This is a genomic window from Pseudoalteromonas sp. CF6-2 (assembly GCF_021729425.1).
GTDB lineage: Bacteria > Pseudomonadota > Gammaproteobacteria > Enterobacterales > Alteromonadaceae > Pseudoalteromonas > Pseudoalteromonas arabiensis.
Window position 1 is genome coordinate 810,060 of the sequence record NZ_CP091443.1, and the last position, 16,227, is coordinate 826,286.

The window sequence follows — 16,227 nt, forward strand, 5'->3', positions numbered from 1 at the left end:
TCATGCCTGCGAGTTAACTTTTAAGAAACATCCTATCAACAAACCAAGCAAATGGAAGAAAAAAAAGTTACGACTTAGGTATAAATTTTTCAAATAACGGAACTTACAAATTAGCACTGGTTAAATTTCACTAAAAACCAACACAAAAAAGGATACTAATGCAAAATATAAATGATTAACCTTCTAAACCAATTTGATTAAACACCGGAAATATACAGCTAATTCGTGACCCCATTCCCTCAGCGCTTTGAATATCGATCTCTCCTTGATGCTCATGGACAATTGCATACACCATTGTCATTCCCATTCCTGTGCCCTCGCCTACTGGTTTAGTGGTAAAAAAAGGATCATAAATTTTAGCGATAGTTTGCTCACTCATACCACACCCATTATCTTCAACATCAATATGGATGCGTCCTTCAAGTTCATAAACAGATACTATGATGTTAGCATTGTCATTGTTTTTACAAGCTTGGCTTGCATTAATCACTATATTTACAATTACTTGGCTAATTGCAGATAAATTACACCAACTTACAGAGATAGGGCTAAAATGAGTGTGTAATTGACAATGCTTTAATTGGTTAGCAAGTAATTTTAGTGCACTTTTAACAGCATCTGTCATATCTGAAAATTGCTTTTCATGGCTTTTAGGACGAGAAAAATCCAATAAATTAGCTACAATTTTACTGATTCGCTGAAGGCCTTGCGCGGTGTCACTTATCAGCTCAGGTAAATCATCAGAAACAGAACGAAACGAATGTGATTTGTTTAGTTGGGTAAGACGTTGGCAAAATGCTTCCTTATCTGTTGTGCTACATACAAACTCATCACACAGTTCAAGCAATTCGCTGAAATAAGCACAATGGCTTTTCAGACTATCAATATTACTCATACTGTAGGCCAATGGGTTATTAATTTCGTGCGCCACGCCTGCACACAAAGTTCCCAAAGTAGCCATCTTTTCGGCTTGTATGAATAAAGCCTGATGACATTTTAAATCCATGATTTTTTGTTCTAGTTCACTGTTTAGCGCGACCAGGATTCGACTTTTATCAGCTAATAGCTGCTCAGCCTCTTCTCTGGCTGCTTTTTCAAGTAAGTAGGCTTGTTTAAAATCATCCATTTTTAGCCTCAAAATATAAAATCATCTCTACTAAAACCTAGCACAAGCCCCAATTTGAAGCTATGTTATTGATTAAAGATAATTCATAGTGCGTCCTCTATGGCAGAACCAGCAATAAAAGAACATATTCAAGTTTTATGCATTGATGATGATGAAATTGTATTGCGCACTTTGCAAAGGCTACTTGTGTCTTATCATTTAAGTGTTAAAACAGCGCTTGCTCCCAACGAAGGACTAAAACTGCTCGATACTCACACATTTGATGTCATTATTTGCGACATGCGTATGCCACATATGGACGGTGCTGACTTTTTCGCACAAACACTTGATATTGCTCCAGATGTACACCGTGTTTTGCTCACCGGCTACGCTGACATAGACAGCACCATCTCTGCTGTTAATAAAGGAAAAATTCACGCCTATATACAAAAACCATGGCAAAACGAGTTACTGATACGAACAGTGAATGATGGTATCGAAAAAACGGCGCTAAAACGCAAAAATAAACAGCTCGAAAAACAAATAAAAGCGCAAAATAATCAACTAAAAGAGCTCAATAACAACCTTGAGCAAATGGTCGAAAAGCGCACACAGCAGATCCGTAAAGTGCTTAAGCAATTAGAAGAAGCAAACGAGCGAGAAAAACATGAACATCGCACAACATTTGAAATTTTATATAACTTTATTAATGCCAATCCTTATTTAGATGGCATACAAGCGCAAAATATAGCCAGCACCAGCAAACAAATTGCAGAAAGTATAGGGCTGGATCAAAAGCATATTAATATGGCCGAAATGGCAGGTTACTTAGCACAAATAGGCTTACTCGCTATGGAACCAGCACTATATAAAACGCCGACTCGTGAATTACCCGAAAATCAAAAAAAAATATTCTACACACATCCAAGTACAGCCCAATTAATGCTCATGCCAGCAACACATTTGCATGATGTTTCTGAAGCCATTTACCATCAGTTTGAGCATTACAACGGAACAGGCATCCCCAAAGGCTTAAAAGGTAAAGATATTCCAATTACAGCAATGATCTTAGCCGTCGCCCGTGATTTTTGGCAAGCCGTAGATAATGTAACCGTACAAGGAAACAAATTTGAAAGCGCATTAGATCAATTACAGTTATACAGTGGTACGTATTATCATCCCAAATTACTTGAAGCCTTAGCGAGTTTAAAAATTACGTGCGCAAGTAATCAGCAAGTGGGTAGTATGAAAATATTGTCTGCTGATGAGCTAAAGAATGGCATGGTACTCGGTCATGCACTAAGAAATTACGATGGCATTATGTTATTGCCAAAAGGTCATATCTTTGGTGCGAAATCGATTGCCAAGCTTCAGCAACTTGAAGCGAAAAAACCAAACCCTTTCAGAATCATGATCAAAAATTAACGAACAAAAGTGATCACATAACCCCATTACTTCGTTACAATATGATTTATATTACGTTTACTTTCAAAAGGAGCGCTCAGTGTCGCGATTTTCCGCTATTACAGACAAGCCGCATGACGGCAGATTCAATAAAAAAACGGGCATTTTATTGACCAATTTAGGGAGTCCTGATGCTCCAACAACAGCGGCACTGAGAACGTACTTACGCGAATTTTTATCTGATCCACGTATTGTCGAGATCCCACGTTTTATTTGGATGATCATTCTGTATTGCTTTGTACTGACACTTCGTCCAAAACGCTCTGCAGCACTTTATAAAAGTATTTGGACTGAAAACGGCTCACCATTAACACATACAACCCGCGAGCAAAGCAAAAAGCTGGCGGCTCTTTTAAAAGAAAAAGGTCATCAAGATACTGAGGTTGTTATGGCTATGCGCTATGGTAACCCATCAATTGAAGCAGGCCTTGAAGAGCTTCGCGAAAAAGGCATTACTCGGGTGATTGTGCTACCACTTTATCCGCAGTATTCAAGCACCACAATCGGTTCGACTTTTGATGCTGTATCGAACGTATTACGTAAATGGCGCTGGGTCCCAGAGCTACATTTTATTAATGGTTACCATGACAACCCAACCTATATTGACGCCCTAGCAGCGAGTATTAGCGAGGATTTAAACGCTCATGGTACACCACAAAAACTAGTCTTTTCGTACCACGGGACGCCCAAATTGTTTTTAGAAAACGGCGACCCTTATTACTGTTTTTGTATGCAAACCACACGCCTAGTTGCCGAAAAGTTAGGCTTAGAAAAAGATTTTGCAGTGACCACCTTCCAAAGTCGCTTTGGTAAAGCTGAATGGTTAAAACCATACACAGATGCCACACTTGAAAGCTATCCTAAAGAAGGCATCAAAGATGTTGCAATTTTAAGCCCCGCCTTTAGTGCCGACTGCTTAGAAACATTAGAAGAATTAGAGGGCGAAAACCGCGAAAACTTCGAACACGCTGGCGGTGAAAAATACCGCTATATTCCAGCACTGAATACGCGTGATGACCACATCAATGCTATGTACGAAGTCATTAAGCCTTCGCTAAAATAATGTTAAGTAGGCCCTAGTAACGAGGGCCTACTTAACTATCACACACTCCCTTGCGTTTCTATCACCAAGATACGCGCCTCACCTATTGGGTGTGCCACATGCTCAGTACCAACACTGGCATAAAAAATATCCCCAACACTTAGTAGCTCTGTGCATACTTCACCCTGTTGCTTGTAGAGCATCTCAACCCGACCACTTAATACCACAAACACTTCTTCGCCATCATTGATATGCCACTTGTATGGCTCATCCGTCCAATGCAGACGTGTTGTAATGCCATTCATATTGGCAATATCTAGTGCGCCCCATGCACGGTTGGCAGTAAATTCTTGGCTTCGTATTACTTTCATCGGTTTATTTCCATCGCTTAATCTTTACGTGTCATCACTAAGGTTATGACTCCTGCGACAATCCCCCAAAACGCCGAGCCAACGGTAAACAATGTCAGGTTTGAAGCCGTCACTAAAAATGTCACTATGGCTGCCTCGGTATAATAAGCCTCCGTTAACGCTTGCTGTAAACTACTGGCAATTGTGGCAAACAAGGCTATGCCCGCTAAGGCTAAAATCAGTGCTTGTGGTAAGCTCGCTACTAAACCAACTAATGTTGCCGCTAGTAACGCCATGATGATATAAAACACACCACCAGCAATACTTGCCCAATAACGTTTATCAGGGTTCTTATCAGCTTCGGGGCTCATACAAATTGCAGCGGTGATTGCCGCTAAGTTTATCGAGTAACCACCAAACGGGGCAATCAATACATTTAAAAGCCCCGTAACATTCAAAGCCGCCGAAACTGGCGCCTTATATTGATGAGCCTTTAAAACAGCGATGCCCGGTAAGTTTTGCGATGTCATCGTCACAATAAACAGCGGTAAGCCTACGCTGATCATGGCATTTAAATCAAACTCAGGAGCAATAAACGCAAACTCACTTAATTTCCATTGCCAACTGCTTGTATCGATTTGCCCAGTAAAGCCTGCCATTAAAAAGCCAACCACAACAACAGCTAACATCGCAAAACGCGGAAAATAACGTTTACCAAATAAGTAAACAGCGACCATGACACCAATGACTAATGGCAGCTCATTCATAAAATTGAATACATCTATACCAAAATTCACCAAAACACCCGCCAGCATCGCACACGCTAACTGACTCGGAATTTTGTTCATCACTCTTTCAAAAATACCAGTGATCCCGCATAAAAACACCAATACTGCCGAGAACATAAACGCTCCAACAGCTTGATTTAAGGTATAACCTTGTGCGCTTGAAATAAGTAATGCTGCCCCCGTTGTCGACCACGCAATTAAAATAGGAACCTTATAGTAATATGACAACGCAATAGAGCTTGCTCCCATCGCAAGGCCTAGCATAAGTACCCAACTGGCCACCAAATCAGGCGTACCACCTAGCACCATGACTAATTGATAAATCAAGGCAATTGAGCTGGTAAAACCAATAATTACCGCTACTAGGCCCGCAGTTGCTCGACTGATCAGTTGACTCATAAAGGGTAAACTCCTTGCAAAATATGCAGATAAAAACCTACCTTATCGCAAGGCGTACACAATGACACTGTACACTTTTGTAGTATTTTAAGATTTATTTACTATACAGAACCAACGTTAGTTCTCGCTGCAAACATTAACAAAATTTAATTTGCTCTCCACCTTGTAGCAATCCTTGCTTAGTTAAACTACAAACACTGACTAATTTAAGGACTAATCATGACTAAACTAAGCAATCAGAATCACTTATCTATTATCACATTAGCGACAATCAGCGCACTCCTTACTGGCTGTGGCAGTAGTGGTAACAATGAGCAACCAGCACAAAATACGCTTACCCTTCCTAGTTTATTAGTCGGTGAGGTTAGTGCGCTATCTGATACCAGTATTACCGTTAATCAGCATCAAATTGCAGCTAATAATGCTGACATTGAAATTGATGACAATCGCGCATCAATCAAAGATCTAAAAATTGGTATGATGGTAGAAGTTGAAACGAATGGAAAAGAAGCAACAGAGATTGACTACGATCCAAGCTTCAAAGGACCTATCAGTATTAACGAACAAGGCGCAACCATTGCAGGGATCAAACTAAATAACCTAAAGACAGAAAACCTGTCAGATGGCAGCCTTGTTGAGCTAAGTGGTTACAACAATAACCACAGTGAATTTACAGTTACCTACCAACAACCATTAACTAATAATGCAGAATTGGAGCTCGAAGGCTTCATTACTGAGTTAAATACCGCAGCATCTACATTTAAATTAGGTAATTTAACCATTCAATACCAACATGCAGATATAGACGGCACATTACAAAATAACCAATATGTTGAGCTAGAAGGTTACCTAGATGGAAAATTAATCATTGCACACGAGGTTGACGCTGAGCACAATTTTGAAGGCAATGACAATACTGACACAGAATTACACGGCACAATTACGTTTATTAATAATGACATCACCCTCGTTACGCTGAATAATCAGTGGCAAGTTAGTATCACAGAACAAACCACGTTCGAAGACATTACCCGCACAACATTAGCGATTGGAGATACAATTGAAGTAGATGCCTTATGGCAACAAGCTAATAACTGGTTCGTAGCTCACGAAATCGATCTTGAGAAAAGCCATACTGCGCCAAGTTCAACCCCTAGCTTTAGTGTTTCTGGTCTTGCCAACTACAGTGATGGAAACGTCACTATCAACGGGCTCAACTTACAAGTAACAAACAGAACGGTGTTTGAAGATGAGTTAACAGCAGATACACTTTCAGGTGAATGGTTAGAGCTTGAAGGGATTATTGACGGTCAAAACTATATTGTCAGTGAAGTCGAGCGTGACAACAGCAATGAGTTACTGGAGTTGAAAGGCATAGTGACTGCCAATGCATCACAACAAGCGAGCTTATTTGGCTATATTAGCGAAGATAACAGCTTAGCGAGCTTTACAGAGCAATATGTTGACCTAGAATGCCAGTGGGTACAAGATAATATTGTACGTGCATGCCAACTTGATGATTAACAGTAAAATTTAATAATGGCAGCGCTAAATGTGCTGCCTAACCAATATCGAAACACTATGAAAAAACTACTTCTAACTTGCTTATGTTTAATTTCAGGCCTTGCTTTTGCTGCCAGCTCAGCCATTTTCAATATGCTGGATTCAAGCTCTGCACCTGCACCAATCGATGTGCTATTTGGTATCGAACAACGCTACGCTAAAAATGCGGTTATTGTTGAATTTGAGTTTGAAATAGAAAAGGGTCAACGTGTTTATGAGGTCACGCTCTACCAAACAAAAAAACAACGTTTTATCGAGTTACTTCTTGACCAATCAGGACACATCATTGAACAAGAATACGAACAGCCAGAATTAGATGAACAAGAAGAAATTGCGGCTGCAAACCTGATGACTAAAAAAGGGTATACATTGCATGGTCTGGTCAAACAGTTGGATGACGAACCGACCCATTACCTAATTGAAGCTCAATTAGAGCAAGACATGGGTATTTCCTATATGGTCGCCACGTTTGTAACAGATAAAGGGCGACACAAAAAAGCCATTGATCTTGAAACGGGTAAGAACTTGCCATTACTTCGCTGGGGCAATTAATGAAACTGTTATTGGTTGAGGACGACCAACAAAATCGTGAGTTTTTATACAAAGCCTTTGTCGAGCAAGGCTACACACTCGATTGTGCAGAAGACGGCCAACAAGGGCTTATGCTGGCAACTTGTGAGCACTACGACGCTATTGTACTTGATCGCATGCTTCCTAAGCTTGATGGTTTGCAAGTATTACTAGCACTTAGAGCTACAGGAAAAACGACCCCTGTATTGATTTTATCGGCGCTCGATAAAGTTGATGACAGGGTAACAGGTTTAAAAGCAGGCGGAGATGACTACTTAACCAAGCCTTTCTCATTTTCAGAACTGGCTATTCGAGTAGAAAACTTAATAAAACGACATACCTTCCACGCACCGTTAACTACAAAAATTAATCTTGCTAACCTAACGCTTGATTATAGTGATCAACGGGTTGACGTAAATGGCAAAACACTCAACTTACAACCCAAAGAATTTAAACTACTTAGATATTTACTTGATCATCAAAATAAACTCGTCACCCGTACTCTATTATTTGAGTCGGTTTGGGAGTATCACTTTGATCCAGGTACCAACGTGATTGATGTTCATATTGCAAGGCTTCGTAAAAAACTTGCTGAGGCATCTGCACAATTAGAAATAGAAACAGTACGTGGTGTAGGCTACAGGTTAAAGGCGAATGTAAGTTGATGAATGAACATGGCCTGCGTTTGTTCGACCCTAGAAAAAGCTCCGTCTGGCGTTTAACGCTCGCGTTTGCAGCAATCACAGCGGTTACTTTACTGCTCGCGATTATACTTATCTATCAGTTATTACTGGGTGAACAAAGCCGCCAAGTTGAAAGGCGTCTTGATGCTGAAAAAACACGTATCGAAGCACTTGCTTCAGAGTTTGACAAAGGAAGCTTTTTTCAACAACTTGATGTATTTAGAAACGAAGGTGAAATTTTAATTTTTTGGCAAAGCGAGTATGAACAAAGCCAGCAGCTCAGTTTTTTGCCTGATAACATTCCCGCACTACCGCAAACCATTGTTTTTCCTGTTCTTGATACCGGGCGCGGACAAATCCGTCTACTAACAACTGGCAAAGTTAAAACACATCATGGTGATATTGTACTTGCCACCGCCACAGAGCATTTACAACGCTTAATTGTCGACTTTAAATCTATCGCTAGCTGGACTTTCATTATAGCCATCGTGCTGACAGGTCTATTTGGATATTTATTTTCTCGCCGGCATTTACGCCGTGTTAATTATTTTAATGAAACTGCCGAACAAGTACAAAATGGCGACTTGAGTGCGCGCCTGTCTCATAAAAGTAAAGGCGATGAATTCGACCGCTTAGCAGCACATATAAATACCATGCTTGATGCTGTAGAAGAAAATTTCGCACTCGTGCAGGGTATAACCGACAACATTGCCCATGACTTAAAAACCCCACTGACACGATTAAAGCTTAACATAGAAAAGCGCTTAGAAGATCAACCCCAAATGGGTTATGAGCTTGAGCAACTCAATAATATTATTAATACATTTGATGCCATGCTTAAACTCACGCGTCTTGAGCATGGGCAGTTTCCATTGAAACTTGAAACAATCGACAGTAGCCAGCTTACTCACGATGTATGTGAGATATTACAACCCAGCGCAGAACAAAATGACCAAATAATTTGTGTAAATATCACTTCTCCTTGGCAATTAAACGGCGATAAAAACCTCATCTTCCAAGCAATATTTAACCTCGTTGAAAATGCCATAAAATACGCAGGTAAAGGCGCGACCATCACATTAGCACTTGATGAGAAAAGTCTTTCAGTCACCGATAATGGTAAAGGCGTTAACGAGCAAGATTTAAAGCAACTAACTAAGCGCTTTTATCGCAGTGATCCAGCTCGTCAACATGAAGGGTTTGGTTTAGGCCTTGCAACAGTCAAAGCAATTTGCAACCGCCATAAGCTAAATTTATCGCTTAGCTCAGACAATGGCTTTTGTGTAAAAATAACCAATGATTAAGCGGCATCCTCTGCTGCTTTCTCTACATTCTCAAGCTGTTCAGGCTTATCAAAAATACCTAAACGGATACGAATAAAGTGCAAAATCTCTTTTGCAACATCAATTCCCAACGCCCCTTCTAAACCTTCAAAGCCTGGGCTTGAGTTTGCTTCGCATATTTTGAAATGTTGCTCATCAAATAATAAATCAATGCCCGCCACATCAAGGTTAAGTACATTCGCAGTTTGTGTTGCAAGCCATTCGATCTCTGGGGTTATCGGAAATGACTTACCAGTACCACCGGCACTGACATTGGCTTTAAAGTTTTTGCCCTTCGAGTTACGTTCCATACAAGCAACAGCACGGCCACCGATAGTAAGTACTCGCAAATCACGACCGTGACTTGACTTAACAAACTGCTGCAAAATAATGTTTGCTTGTGGATTTGCAGCCTCAATTAACTGCATTAAATCATCAAACTCTTCTTTTGATTTTGATAAAAATACGCCACTGCCTTGCGAGCCTGATAACGTTTTAATCACCACAGGAAAACCGATTTGTTTTTCAACTAAATCAATATTAACTGGAAACTTAACGAGCATAGTGTTGGGGGTTGGTAAATTACACTCAGCTAAAATTTGCTGCGCAAATAACTTGTCTTTCACCGTTTCGATTGACTGCGAGCTATTCACGCAATACACGCCTAAACGCTCAAGGTGGCGGATAATTGCCAATGCAAAATAGGTTGTGCTCGCGCCCATACGAGGAATCACAAAGTCAGGCAACTGTACAGAGTGACCATCAATCAAAATACTTTTACCATCTTCACGAGTGATCGTTAAATCAAACTGATCAGGCGAATAAACTTGTAAATCAATGCCTTCCTCTTTCGCCGCTGCAAGTAAACGTTCAACTTCGTAAGTTTCTTGCTTTAACAAGCCTTGGCTATCTTTATAAATGATCCACCCGCGCATAAGTCGGTACCTCTAATATTGGAGTTTCGGTGACAAAAAAACGCGGATTATGCTCATCATCGGAGAGTGAGTAAAACAAGTTAATTTTATCGTTACGATGATAAAAATGACTACAAACTGAATAAACATTGACCACATTGTTAAATTGAGGTAAAAAGTCACAGTAAGTTAACAATAAACCCGATTAGAGAAACATGTGAACAGGACGCTTGCATTAATCTTCATTATTCCACTGAGCGTATTTGCCTTAAATGAATGGCATATTCAAAGTGGTGCCTTTAAGTTACAGTCTAATGCTGAGGAGCTTTTTGTTTCCAATGATACGCTGGCTAAACACACGATTCCGCAGCCCGTTGTTAACCTAACAGCACCACTTAATCAGCTTTCAAATCGTGCACACGATTATCTTTATAAACAAGGCCGTTTGCCTAAAAGGCTCAATAATACAACGTTTAGCAAGTTTGACCTTGGCACTCTAAAAACACTGCAATCCGGTGATAACTTCATTCTTATCGTTGACGAGCATCAAAGTTATACTGTCGAAATAACCAATATTATTGAAGCAAGTAATGGTAACCGCAGTGTGTTTGGCAAGGTGAATGATCACACTAACGCATTTCATCAAGCTGTAATGACTCTTACCGACAACACGCTGCAAGGGCAGTTTAACGCTGGCGATAAGAGTTATAAATTTGAAAGCTTTGGCGAGTTTGGCTGGGTTTCAAAAATTTAACCTAGCCATTTAAACTTTTTATTTAATTGCTGGCCACAAAGTTTCACCATCACTGTCGATTGGGCTTAAAATTTTCAGTCCTAATAGTTTCGCAATAAGCGGATACACATCTAAGTTATTCACTTCATCTAGCTGTACATGTCGTTTAAATGCAGGGCCCGTGGCAATAAACGTCGCGGCCATATCATCTGTGTATGCATAGCCATGCGTACCTAAATAAGAAGCCATTTTACTATCAGTAAATACGCGCGGTGCTGTGGTTTGTAAAACAATATCACCAACCCGAGGGCCTTTATCGTAATAATAATCGCGCTTTTGCTGGTCAGTTAAAACGATATAACGGCCATCTTCTGCTTTAGCAAGCTTTTTACTAAAACCCTTGATGTCTGCTTTGCTATTTGGTTTTGCATAGTACAAAACGCGAGGACCGGTGTTTTGCACCATAAAATTATCGTCTTTTGGCAGACTATCTATTTTGATGCTCATGCTTGGATCAACAGATGCCATACCATGATCAGACACAATCACTAAGTTAATATTTTCATCAAGCGCTTTTAAACGCGTGTGCAAGTCAGCCATTAAACTATCTAGCTGTTGAACCGCATCGTATGTCTGTTGTGCATCTGGGCCATACTCATGCCCCAAGCTATCCACTAACGAAAAATAGCTTACCACCAAACGCGGGCGCTGCGCTTTTGGCAAGCTTAACCACTGAATAATTTGATCAACACGCTTTTGGTAATCACTGTGTTTAGAATAATGATAAAAGTAATCAGGTAACATGCCATTAAAGCGCGCATCAGACTCTGGCCAAAAATAAGTAGCTGCTTTTACACCTTGCATTTGTGCAAGATTCCAAAGCGGAATACCATTCAGCCAAGTGCTGTCATCTTTACCCTTACCCATTTTGTAGCACTCATTACGCTCAGTATCACAAAAACGGTTATCAACAATACCGTGGTTGACTGGCAATAAACCAGTAATGATAGACACGTGATTAGGAAAGGTTTTCGTCGGATACACAGGGCGCATTTTGGTGGCTCGTACGCCCTGTTCACTGATTATTTTTAGATTTTTAGCATCATGTTTTTCAATATAATCCCAACGGAATCCGTCAATCGAAATAAGTACAACACTCTGTTCTTCAGCAGCTTTAACCACTGCACTGGATGCCAGTAAAGCGAAAAAAATAAAAGGCCAAATACGCATTAAGAATCCTTGTAAATTAATTTTTTAAGTCATTAAGTTAGTGTATCTAACTCACTTTAAAATTTTGTGATCATAGCCACAGCGACTTTTTAGCGCGTAACTAAGTACAATCATTTAATAGCAAGTAGTTTGAGCAAAGTACGCAAACTAAAATTATAACTTAAAACTAATATTTTAATTTATGATACAAGCTGTTAGATTAAATTTAATCTTTAAAATCACCAAAAGTAATCACCACGACTGTAATTTACTTGGTAGGAATAGAAATGATCGATTTTCGAAAAAAAATAACACTCGCTCGTGAAATGCGCTCTACCAATAATTTACATACAGCGCTTGAAAGCGACCGTGGTCGCATTATTAATAGCGCAGCCATTCGCCGTTTACAGCAAAAAACTCAAGTGTTTCCGCTTGAGCGTAATGCTGCTGTGCGCTCGCGCTTAACTCACTCGCTCGAAGTACAGCAAGTTGGTCGCTTTATAGTACAAACAATTTTTAATAAATTAAGCGATGCTCAGCAAAAAGAGTATGGCCTTAAAGGGCTAGAAAGGCCTTTAGAAAGCCTCATTGAAATGGCCTGCTTAATGCACGATATTGGCAACCCGCCTTTTGGTCACTTTGGTGAGGCTGCTATTAATCAGTGGTTTGCTAAGCATTTAGATGAACTTGTTCCTGAGCCATGTAAAGCGGTTGGCATAAGTGTTATTTTTAAACACCTTGCGCAAGATATAAAAAGCTTTGAAGGTAATGCACAAGGTATTCGTATAGTTCATTCTTTATTGTCACTAAATTTAACCTACAGCCAAACCGCTGGTATTTTAAAATACACCCGCCCTGCCAGTATGTCTAAAAAAGATAGTCCGACTAACAAAGATTATTTGATGAAAAAAGTCGGCTACTATTTTAGCGAAAAAACCTTCATAGACGCATTACAAACAGAGCTTGAAATAGAGCAATATTGCCGACACCCTGCAAGTTATATAATGGAAGCTGCTGACGATATTTCGTACTGCCTTGCCGACATAGAAGATGCAGTAGAAAAAGGCATCATTAGTGTCGATATACTTTGTGACAAGCTAAAAGAACAATATATCAAAACGCTCACAAACCTGACATTAGACAATACGAAACACGGTGACTTTGCAGAAAAAGCAATTGATTACGCACTAAGTAAAGCCGCTGAGCAGCCATATAACTTTAACAGCGAATTCTTTATTTACCTGCGAGTAACCTTACTACATCCTTTAGTAAATTATGCTGCTGAGCGCTTTATCAAAAATATTGAAGCTATTTACCATGGCGATTTTAATCAAGCACTGCTTGAGGATCGCAGCCACTTACATGCCGTAACAAAAACGCTGAAACAGGTCGCGCTTAACCACGTATTCTGCCACAAAGAAGTTGAACGACTTGAACTTCAAGGTTACCGTATCATTAGCGGCTTACTTGATTGCTATAAACCTTTGCTAGCACTTGATCACGATAGCTTTAAGCGAGCATTAAAAGGCGATAACAACTTACTTATTGAAAGTAGACTTGTTAAAAAACTTTCTAACAAGCACTTAAACAGCTACCAAAAAGCCATAGATGCGCTTAAAGCTGAGCCTGGTCACTATGCAGCTTATGAGTTTTATTATCGTTGTCGCTTAGTTCAAGATTATATCAGCGGTATGACTGACCAATTTGCTTACGATGAATATCGCGCTTTAATGGTTCTCGAATAAACCTAATTTGTTAACCAAATGTGGATAAATTAGTCGACTAAGCTTAAAATAATTCAATATATAGTCACCAGCTAAACTTCACTGGTCAGGAATCTATGTCAATTATAAAAACGACCCTTTTTTTGTTATTTGCTGGTCTTAGCTTTACCAGTAGTGCCCAGTACAACGAAGCAATGTGTATTTTGTTAAAACAACAAATGCATGAATACCGCGATAATACCAGCAACCGAAATTATCGCTCAGCGGCCAGAAATTTTGAAAAAAACTGTAAAAACCCGACCCCAGTTAATAATACCGCCGCGCTACAAAAGCTCACTTCAGAAGCAACACCGACACCACCTAAAACAAGCATAACCGAGCACTCAGGTGCGATTAAAGGTGCTACTGAAGATGTTCCTGCTCAAGCACCTGTTCAACAAGCGCCTGTAGAGCCAGTACAACAAACACAACAACCAGCAGAGCCAGAATTAACTGACTCTTCACTCAGTTCTGAGCTTAATAACAGTGAGCCGGTTCAACAAGATAACGATAGCCAGTCAATGCCTAAACTGCCACCAGCAACAGAGTCAGTGACTGAGGCGGCACCAATTACAAACACAGAGCCACAAGCTCCTGCTGCAAATAAAAACGACGCAAATCAAGCTATAGAGCCTGCTAAAAAACCGGCTCCGGTTATAGTACAAACACCAGAACCAAGCTCATCAAACTCATTATTGATGCCAAGCCTGCTTGTGTTATTGGTGCTTTTAGTTGGTGGCCTATTTATTTTGCGCCTTCGTAAGAGTAAACAATCTGACTCAAATGCTGAACTTGAAAACACCTTGCTTCAAGCTCAAGCTGCAAGTGCCAAAATAAAAGCGCAACAAGCATTAAATGAAGATGAAACAAGCTCAGCAGAATCACAACCACGCTACGAAGATGAGTTTGAGAGAGCATTTAATGACACATTTAACACGAAAACGACAACGTCCGATGATGAAGAATGGTCTGAATTTGCACGCTTAAATGCTGAACACGACGAACAAAGTGCCTTCATAAGCACCGAAGAGCAAGCAACTGACTTTGCCCATGCGCATGAATTCAACGAGCTTGAAATTAGCCACGAAGAAATACAGAACGATGAATCAATTCAAAGTGATGAACTTGAAAGCTCACGCAGCTCATTTGGATTTGACGAGTACAACACCTCTGAACCAGAAGAAGCAACGCCCATTTACCCCGAGTCAGATAATACCGAATTAGGTGATAAGTTAGGTAATAATGAGCAAGACAACGACATTAAACCAGAGCTCGATGATGAGCCTGAGTTTACCAGTACACGCAGCTCTTTTGGGTTTGATGAGTACAACACCTCAGAACCAGCAGAAACAACGCCGACATACGAAGAGTTAAATAATACCGAATTAGGTGATGAGTTAGGCAATGATGAGCAAGACAGCAACATTAGACCAGAGCTCGATGATGAGCCAGAGTTTACCAATACACGCAGCTCTTTTGGGTTTGATGAGTACAACACCTCTGAGCCAGCAGAAACAACGCCCATTTATGACGAGTCAAATAATACCGAGTTAGGTGATGAGTTAGGTAATAATGAGCAAGACAACGAGGTTAAGCCAGAGCTCGATGATGAGCAAGAGTTTACCAGTACACGCAGCTCTTTTGGGTTTGACGAGTACAACACCTCTGAGCCAGTAGAAACGGCGCCGACATACGACGAGTCAGATAATACCGAATTAGATGATGAGTTAGGTAATAATGAGTTAGACAACGACATTAAGCCAGAGCTCGATGATGAACCCGAGTTTACCAGTACACGTAGCTCTTTTGGGTTTGATGAATATAAAAGCGTTGATCAACCTCTAAAAGATGACGTACCTGAGTACGATTTGTCATCTTTAGTAGATGACGATCTGTCTTTTACAGGCGCAATAGATGAGCCTGAACACTTACCCGAACCTGCAACAATTACGCTTACTGACGATGACATAAGCGATGATGACTTAGCAAAAGCCCTGCAAACACTTGAACAGGAGCTGCAACAAAATACAACTGCGCTTGCTGATGAGCCAAAGACGGCACCCATTATGACTGACACTAACCTGCCAGATAATGATGACGATACACTATCTTTAGATGAGAGTGACATGCCTCAAGGGATCAGTGATGAACAAACAAAAGAAACGAGCTCAACAAACCCTTTTGCTAACTTGTCGCTAGACCCTACGTGGGATCCCAACTCAACCGAAAAGCCGCAGATTGAAAGTAAAGAAAAACAGCCTAAATCACAAGCGCTTATTGACGCAGAAAACAGAGCGAAACAACTCAAAACAGATGATTAGC

Annotated in this window: 14 protein-coding genes; 9 read left to right on the forward strand and 5 right to left on the reverse strand. The window is 40.3% G+C overall.

What is annotated here, in order from left to right:
* Window positions 1-175: 175 nt before the first annotated feature.
* On the reverse strand, window positions 176-1,126 hold the full coding sequence (locus tag L3Q70_RS20255; RefSeq protein ID WP_237115476.1) for an ATP-binding protein: 951 nt from the start codon (window positions 1,124-1,126) through the stop codon (window positions 176-178).
* 99 nt (window positions 1,127-1,225) lie between these two features.
* On the opposite strand from L3Q70_RS20255, the gene L3Q70_RS20260 reads away from it, so the two are divergent.
* The gene (locus L3Q70_RS20260) at window positions 1,226-2,530 is read left to right on the forward strand and encodes an HD domain-containing phosphohydrolase (protein ID WP_062567753.1); all 1,305 of its coding nucleotides are present in this window, start codon (window positions 1,226-1,228) and stop codon (window positions 2,528-2,530) included.
* Between the two features lie 79 nt (window positions 2,531-2,609).
* Window positions 2,610-3,632, forward strand: a complete 1,023-nt coding sequence (hemH, locus tag L3Q70_RS20265; protein ID WP_062567754.1) for a ferrochelatase — start codon at window positions 2,610-2,612, stop codon at window positions 3,630-3,632.
* 38 nt (window positions 3,633-3,670) lie between these two features.
* On the opposite strand, the gene L3Q70_RS20270 is transcribed toward hemH, so the two are convergent.
* Together L3Q70_RS20270 and L3Q70_RS20275 are read right to left on the reverse strand one after the other, a co-directional pair.
* Window positions 3,671-3,982, reverse strand: coding sequence for a cupin (locus L3Q70_RS20270; protein WP_062567755.1), 312 nt, complete (start codon window positions 3,980-3,982; stop codon window positions 3,671-3,673).
* A gap of 17 nt (window positions 3,983-3,999) precedes the next feature.
* On the reverse strand, window positions 4,000-5,148 hold the full coding sequence (locus L3Q70_RS20275) for a benzoate/H(+) symporter BenE family transporter (RefSeq protein WP_237115477.1): 1,149 nt from the start codon (window positions 5,146-5,148) through the stop codon (window positions 4,000-4,002).
* A 219-nt stretch (window positions 5,149-5,367) separates the two neighbouring features.
* Here L3Q70_RS20275 and L3Q70_RS20280 point away from each other — a divergent pair, with 219 nt between their 5' ends.
* From L3Q70_RS20280 to L3Q70_RS20295, 4 genes are read left to right on the forward strand one after another with little or no spacing between them, the layout of a single operon-like run.
* Window positions 5,368-6,672, forward strand: coding sequence for a DUF5666 domain-containing protein (locus L3Q70_RS20280; RefSeq protein ID WP_237115478.1), 1,305 nt, complete (start codon window positions 5,368-5,370; stop codon window positions 6,670-6,672).
* Between the two features lie 57 nt (window positions 6,673-6,729).
* On the forward strand, window positions 6,730-7,263 hold the full coding sequence (locus L3Q70_RS20285; protein ID WP_157066162.1) for a hypothetical protein: 534 nt from the start codon (window positions 6,730-6,732) through the stop codon (window positions 7,261-7,263).
* Window positions 7,263-7,946: a response regulator transcription factor gene (locus tag L3Q70_RS20290; protein ID WP_062567759.1), complete on the forward strand. Its 684-nt coding sequence runs from the start codon at window positions 7,263-7,265 to the stop codon at window positions 7,944-7,946. The genes L3Q70_RS20285 and L3Q70_RS20290 overlap by 1 nt, the downstream gene beginning before the upstream one ends.
* Window positions 7,946-9,268, forward strand: coding sequence for an ATP-binding protein (locus L3Q70_RS20295; RefSeq protein WP_237115479.1), 1,323 nt, complete (start codon window positions 7,946-7,948; stop codon window positions 9,266-9,268). Before L3Q70_RS20290 ends, L3Q70_RS20295 begins: the two co-directional genes overlap by 1 nt.
* On the opposite strand, the gene L3Q70_RS20300 is transcribed toward L3Q70_RS20295, so the two are convergent.
* On the reverse strand, window positions 9,265-10,221 hold the full coding sequence (locus L3Q70_RS20300) for a RimK family alpha-L-glutamate ligase (RefSeq protein ID WP_237115480.1): 957 nt from the start codon (window positions 10,219-10,221) through the stop codon (window positions 9,265-9,267). The genes L3Q70_RS20295 and L3Q70_RS20300 overlap by 4 nt on opposite strands.
* Before the next feature lie 196 nt (window positions 10,222-10,417).
* Between L3Q70_RS20300 and L3Q70_RS20305 the strand changes: the two genes are divergently transcribed.
* On the forward strand, window positions 10,418-10,954 hold the full coding sequence (locus tag L3Q70_RS20305) for a hypothetical protein (RefSeq protein WP_062567762.1): 537 nt from the start codon (window positions 10,418-10,420) through the stop codon (window positions 10,952-10,954).
* An 18-nt stretch (window positions 10,955-10,972) separates the two neighbouring features.
* Here the strand turns inward: L3Q70_RS20305 and L3Q70_RS20310 are convergent, their stop codons facing one another.
* Window positions 10,973-12,163, reverse strand: coding sequence for an ectonucleotide pyrophosphatase/phosphodiesterase (locus L3Q70_RS20310; protein ID WP_237115481.1), 1,191 nt, complete (start codon window positions 12,161-12,163; stop codon window positions 10,973-10,975).
* A 266-nt stretch (window positions 12,164-12,429) separates the two neighbouring features.
* On the opposite strand from L3Q70_RS20310, the gene dgt reads away from it, so the two are divergent.
* Together dgt and L3Q70_RS20320 are read left to right on the forward strand one after the other, a co-directional pair.
* Window positions 12,430-13,887 (forward strand): dGTPase, encoded by a 1,458-nt coding sequence (gene dgt, locus L3Q70_RS20315; RefSeq protein WP_237115482.1) that lies wholly within the window; start codon window positions 12,430-12,432, stop codon window positions 13,885-13,887.
* A gap of 95 nt (window positions 13,888-13,982) precedes the next feature.
* The gene (locus L3Q70_RS20320) at window positions 13,983-16,226 is read left to right on the forward strand and encodes a hypothetical protein (protein ID WP_237115483.1); all 2,244 of its coding nucleotides are present in this window, start codon (window positions 13,983-13,985) and stop codon (window positions 16,224-16,226) included.
* Window position 16,227: the final 1 nt, after the last annotated feature.

Excerpts from the sequence above, each read along its gene's own strand:
- L3Q70_RS20255 (WP_237115476.1), bottom strand. The coding sequence starts at position 1,126 with ATGGATGATTTTAAACAAGCCTACTTACTTGAAAAAGCAGCCAGAGAA.
- L3Q70_RS20260 (WP_062567753.1), top strand. The coding sequence starts at position 1,226 with ATGGCAGAACCAGCAATAAAAGAACATATTCAAGTTTTATGCATTGAT.
- L3Q70_RS20270 (WP_062567755.1), bottom strand. The coding sequence starts at position 3,982 with ATGAAAGTAATACGAAGCCAAGAATTTACTGCCAACCGTGCATGGGGC.
- L3Q70_RS20275 (WP_237115477.1), bottom strand. The coding sequence starts at position 5,148 with ATGAGTCAACTGATCAGTCGAGCAACTGCGGGCCTAGTAGCGGTAATT.
- L3Q70_RS20280 (WP_237115478.1), top strand. The coding sequence starts at position 5,368 with ATGACTAAACTAAGCAATCAGAATCACTTATCTATTATCACATTAGCG.
- L3Q70_RS20285 (WP_157066162.1), top strand. The coding sequence starts at position 6,730 with ATGAAAAAACTACTTCTAACTTGCTTATGTTTAATTTCAGGCCTTGCT.
- L3Q70_RS20290 (WP_062567759.1), top strand. The coding sequence starts at position 7,263 with ATGAAACTGTTATTGGTTGAGGACGACCAACAAAATCGTGAGTTTTTA.
- L3Q70_RS20295 (WP_237115479.1), top strand. The coding sequence starts at position 7,946 with ATGAATGAACATGGCCTGCGTTTGTTCGACCCTAGAAAAAGCTCCGTC.
- L3Q70_RS20300 (WP_237115480.1), bottom strand. The coding sequence starts at position 10,221 with ATGCGCGGGTGGATCATTTATAAAGATAGCCAAGGCTTGTTAAAGCAA.
- L3Q70_RS20310 (WP_237115481.1), bottom strand. The coding sequence starts at position 12,163 with ATGCGTATTTGGCCTTTTATTTTTTTCGCTTTACTGGCATCCAGTGCA.
- dgt (WP_237115482.1), top strand. The coding sequence starts at position 12,430 with ATGATCGATTTTCGAAAAAAAATAACACTCGCTCGTGAAATGCGCTCT.
- L3Q70_RS20320 (WP_237115483.1), top strand. The coding sequence starts at position 13,983 with ATGTCAATTATAAAAACGACCCTTTTTTTGTTATTTGCTGGTCTTAGC.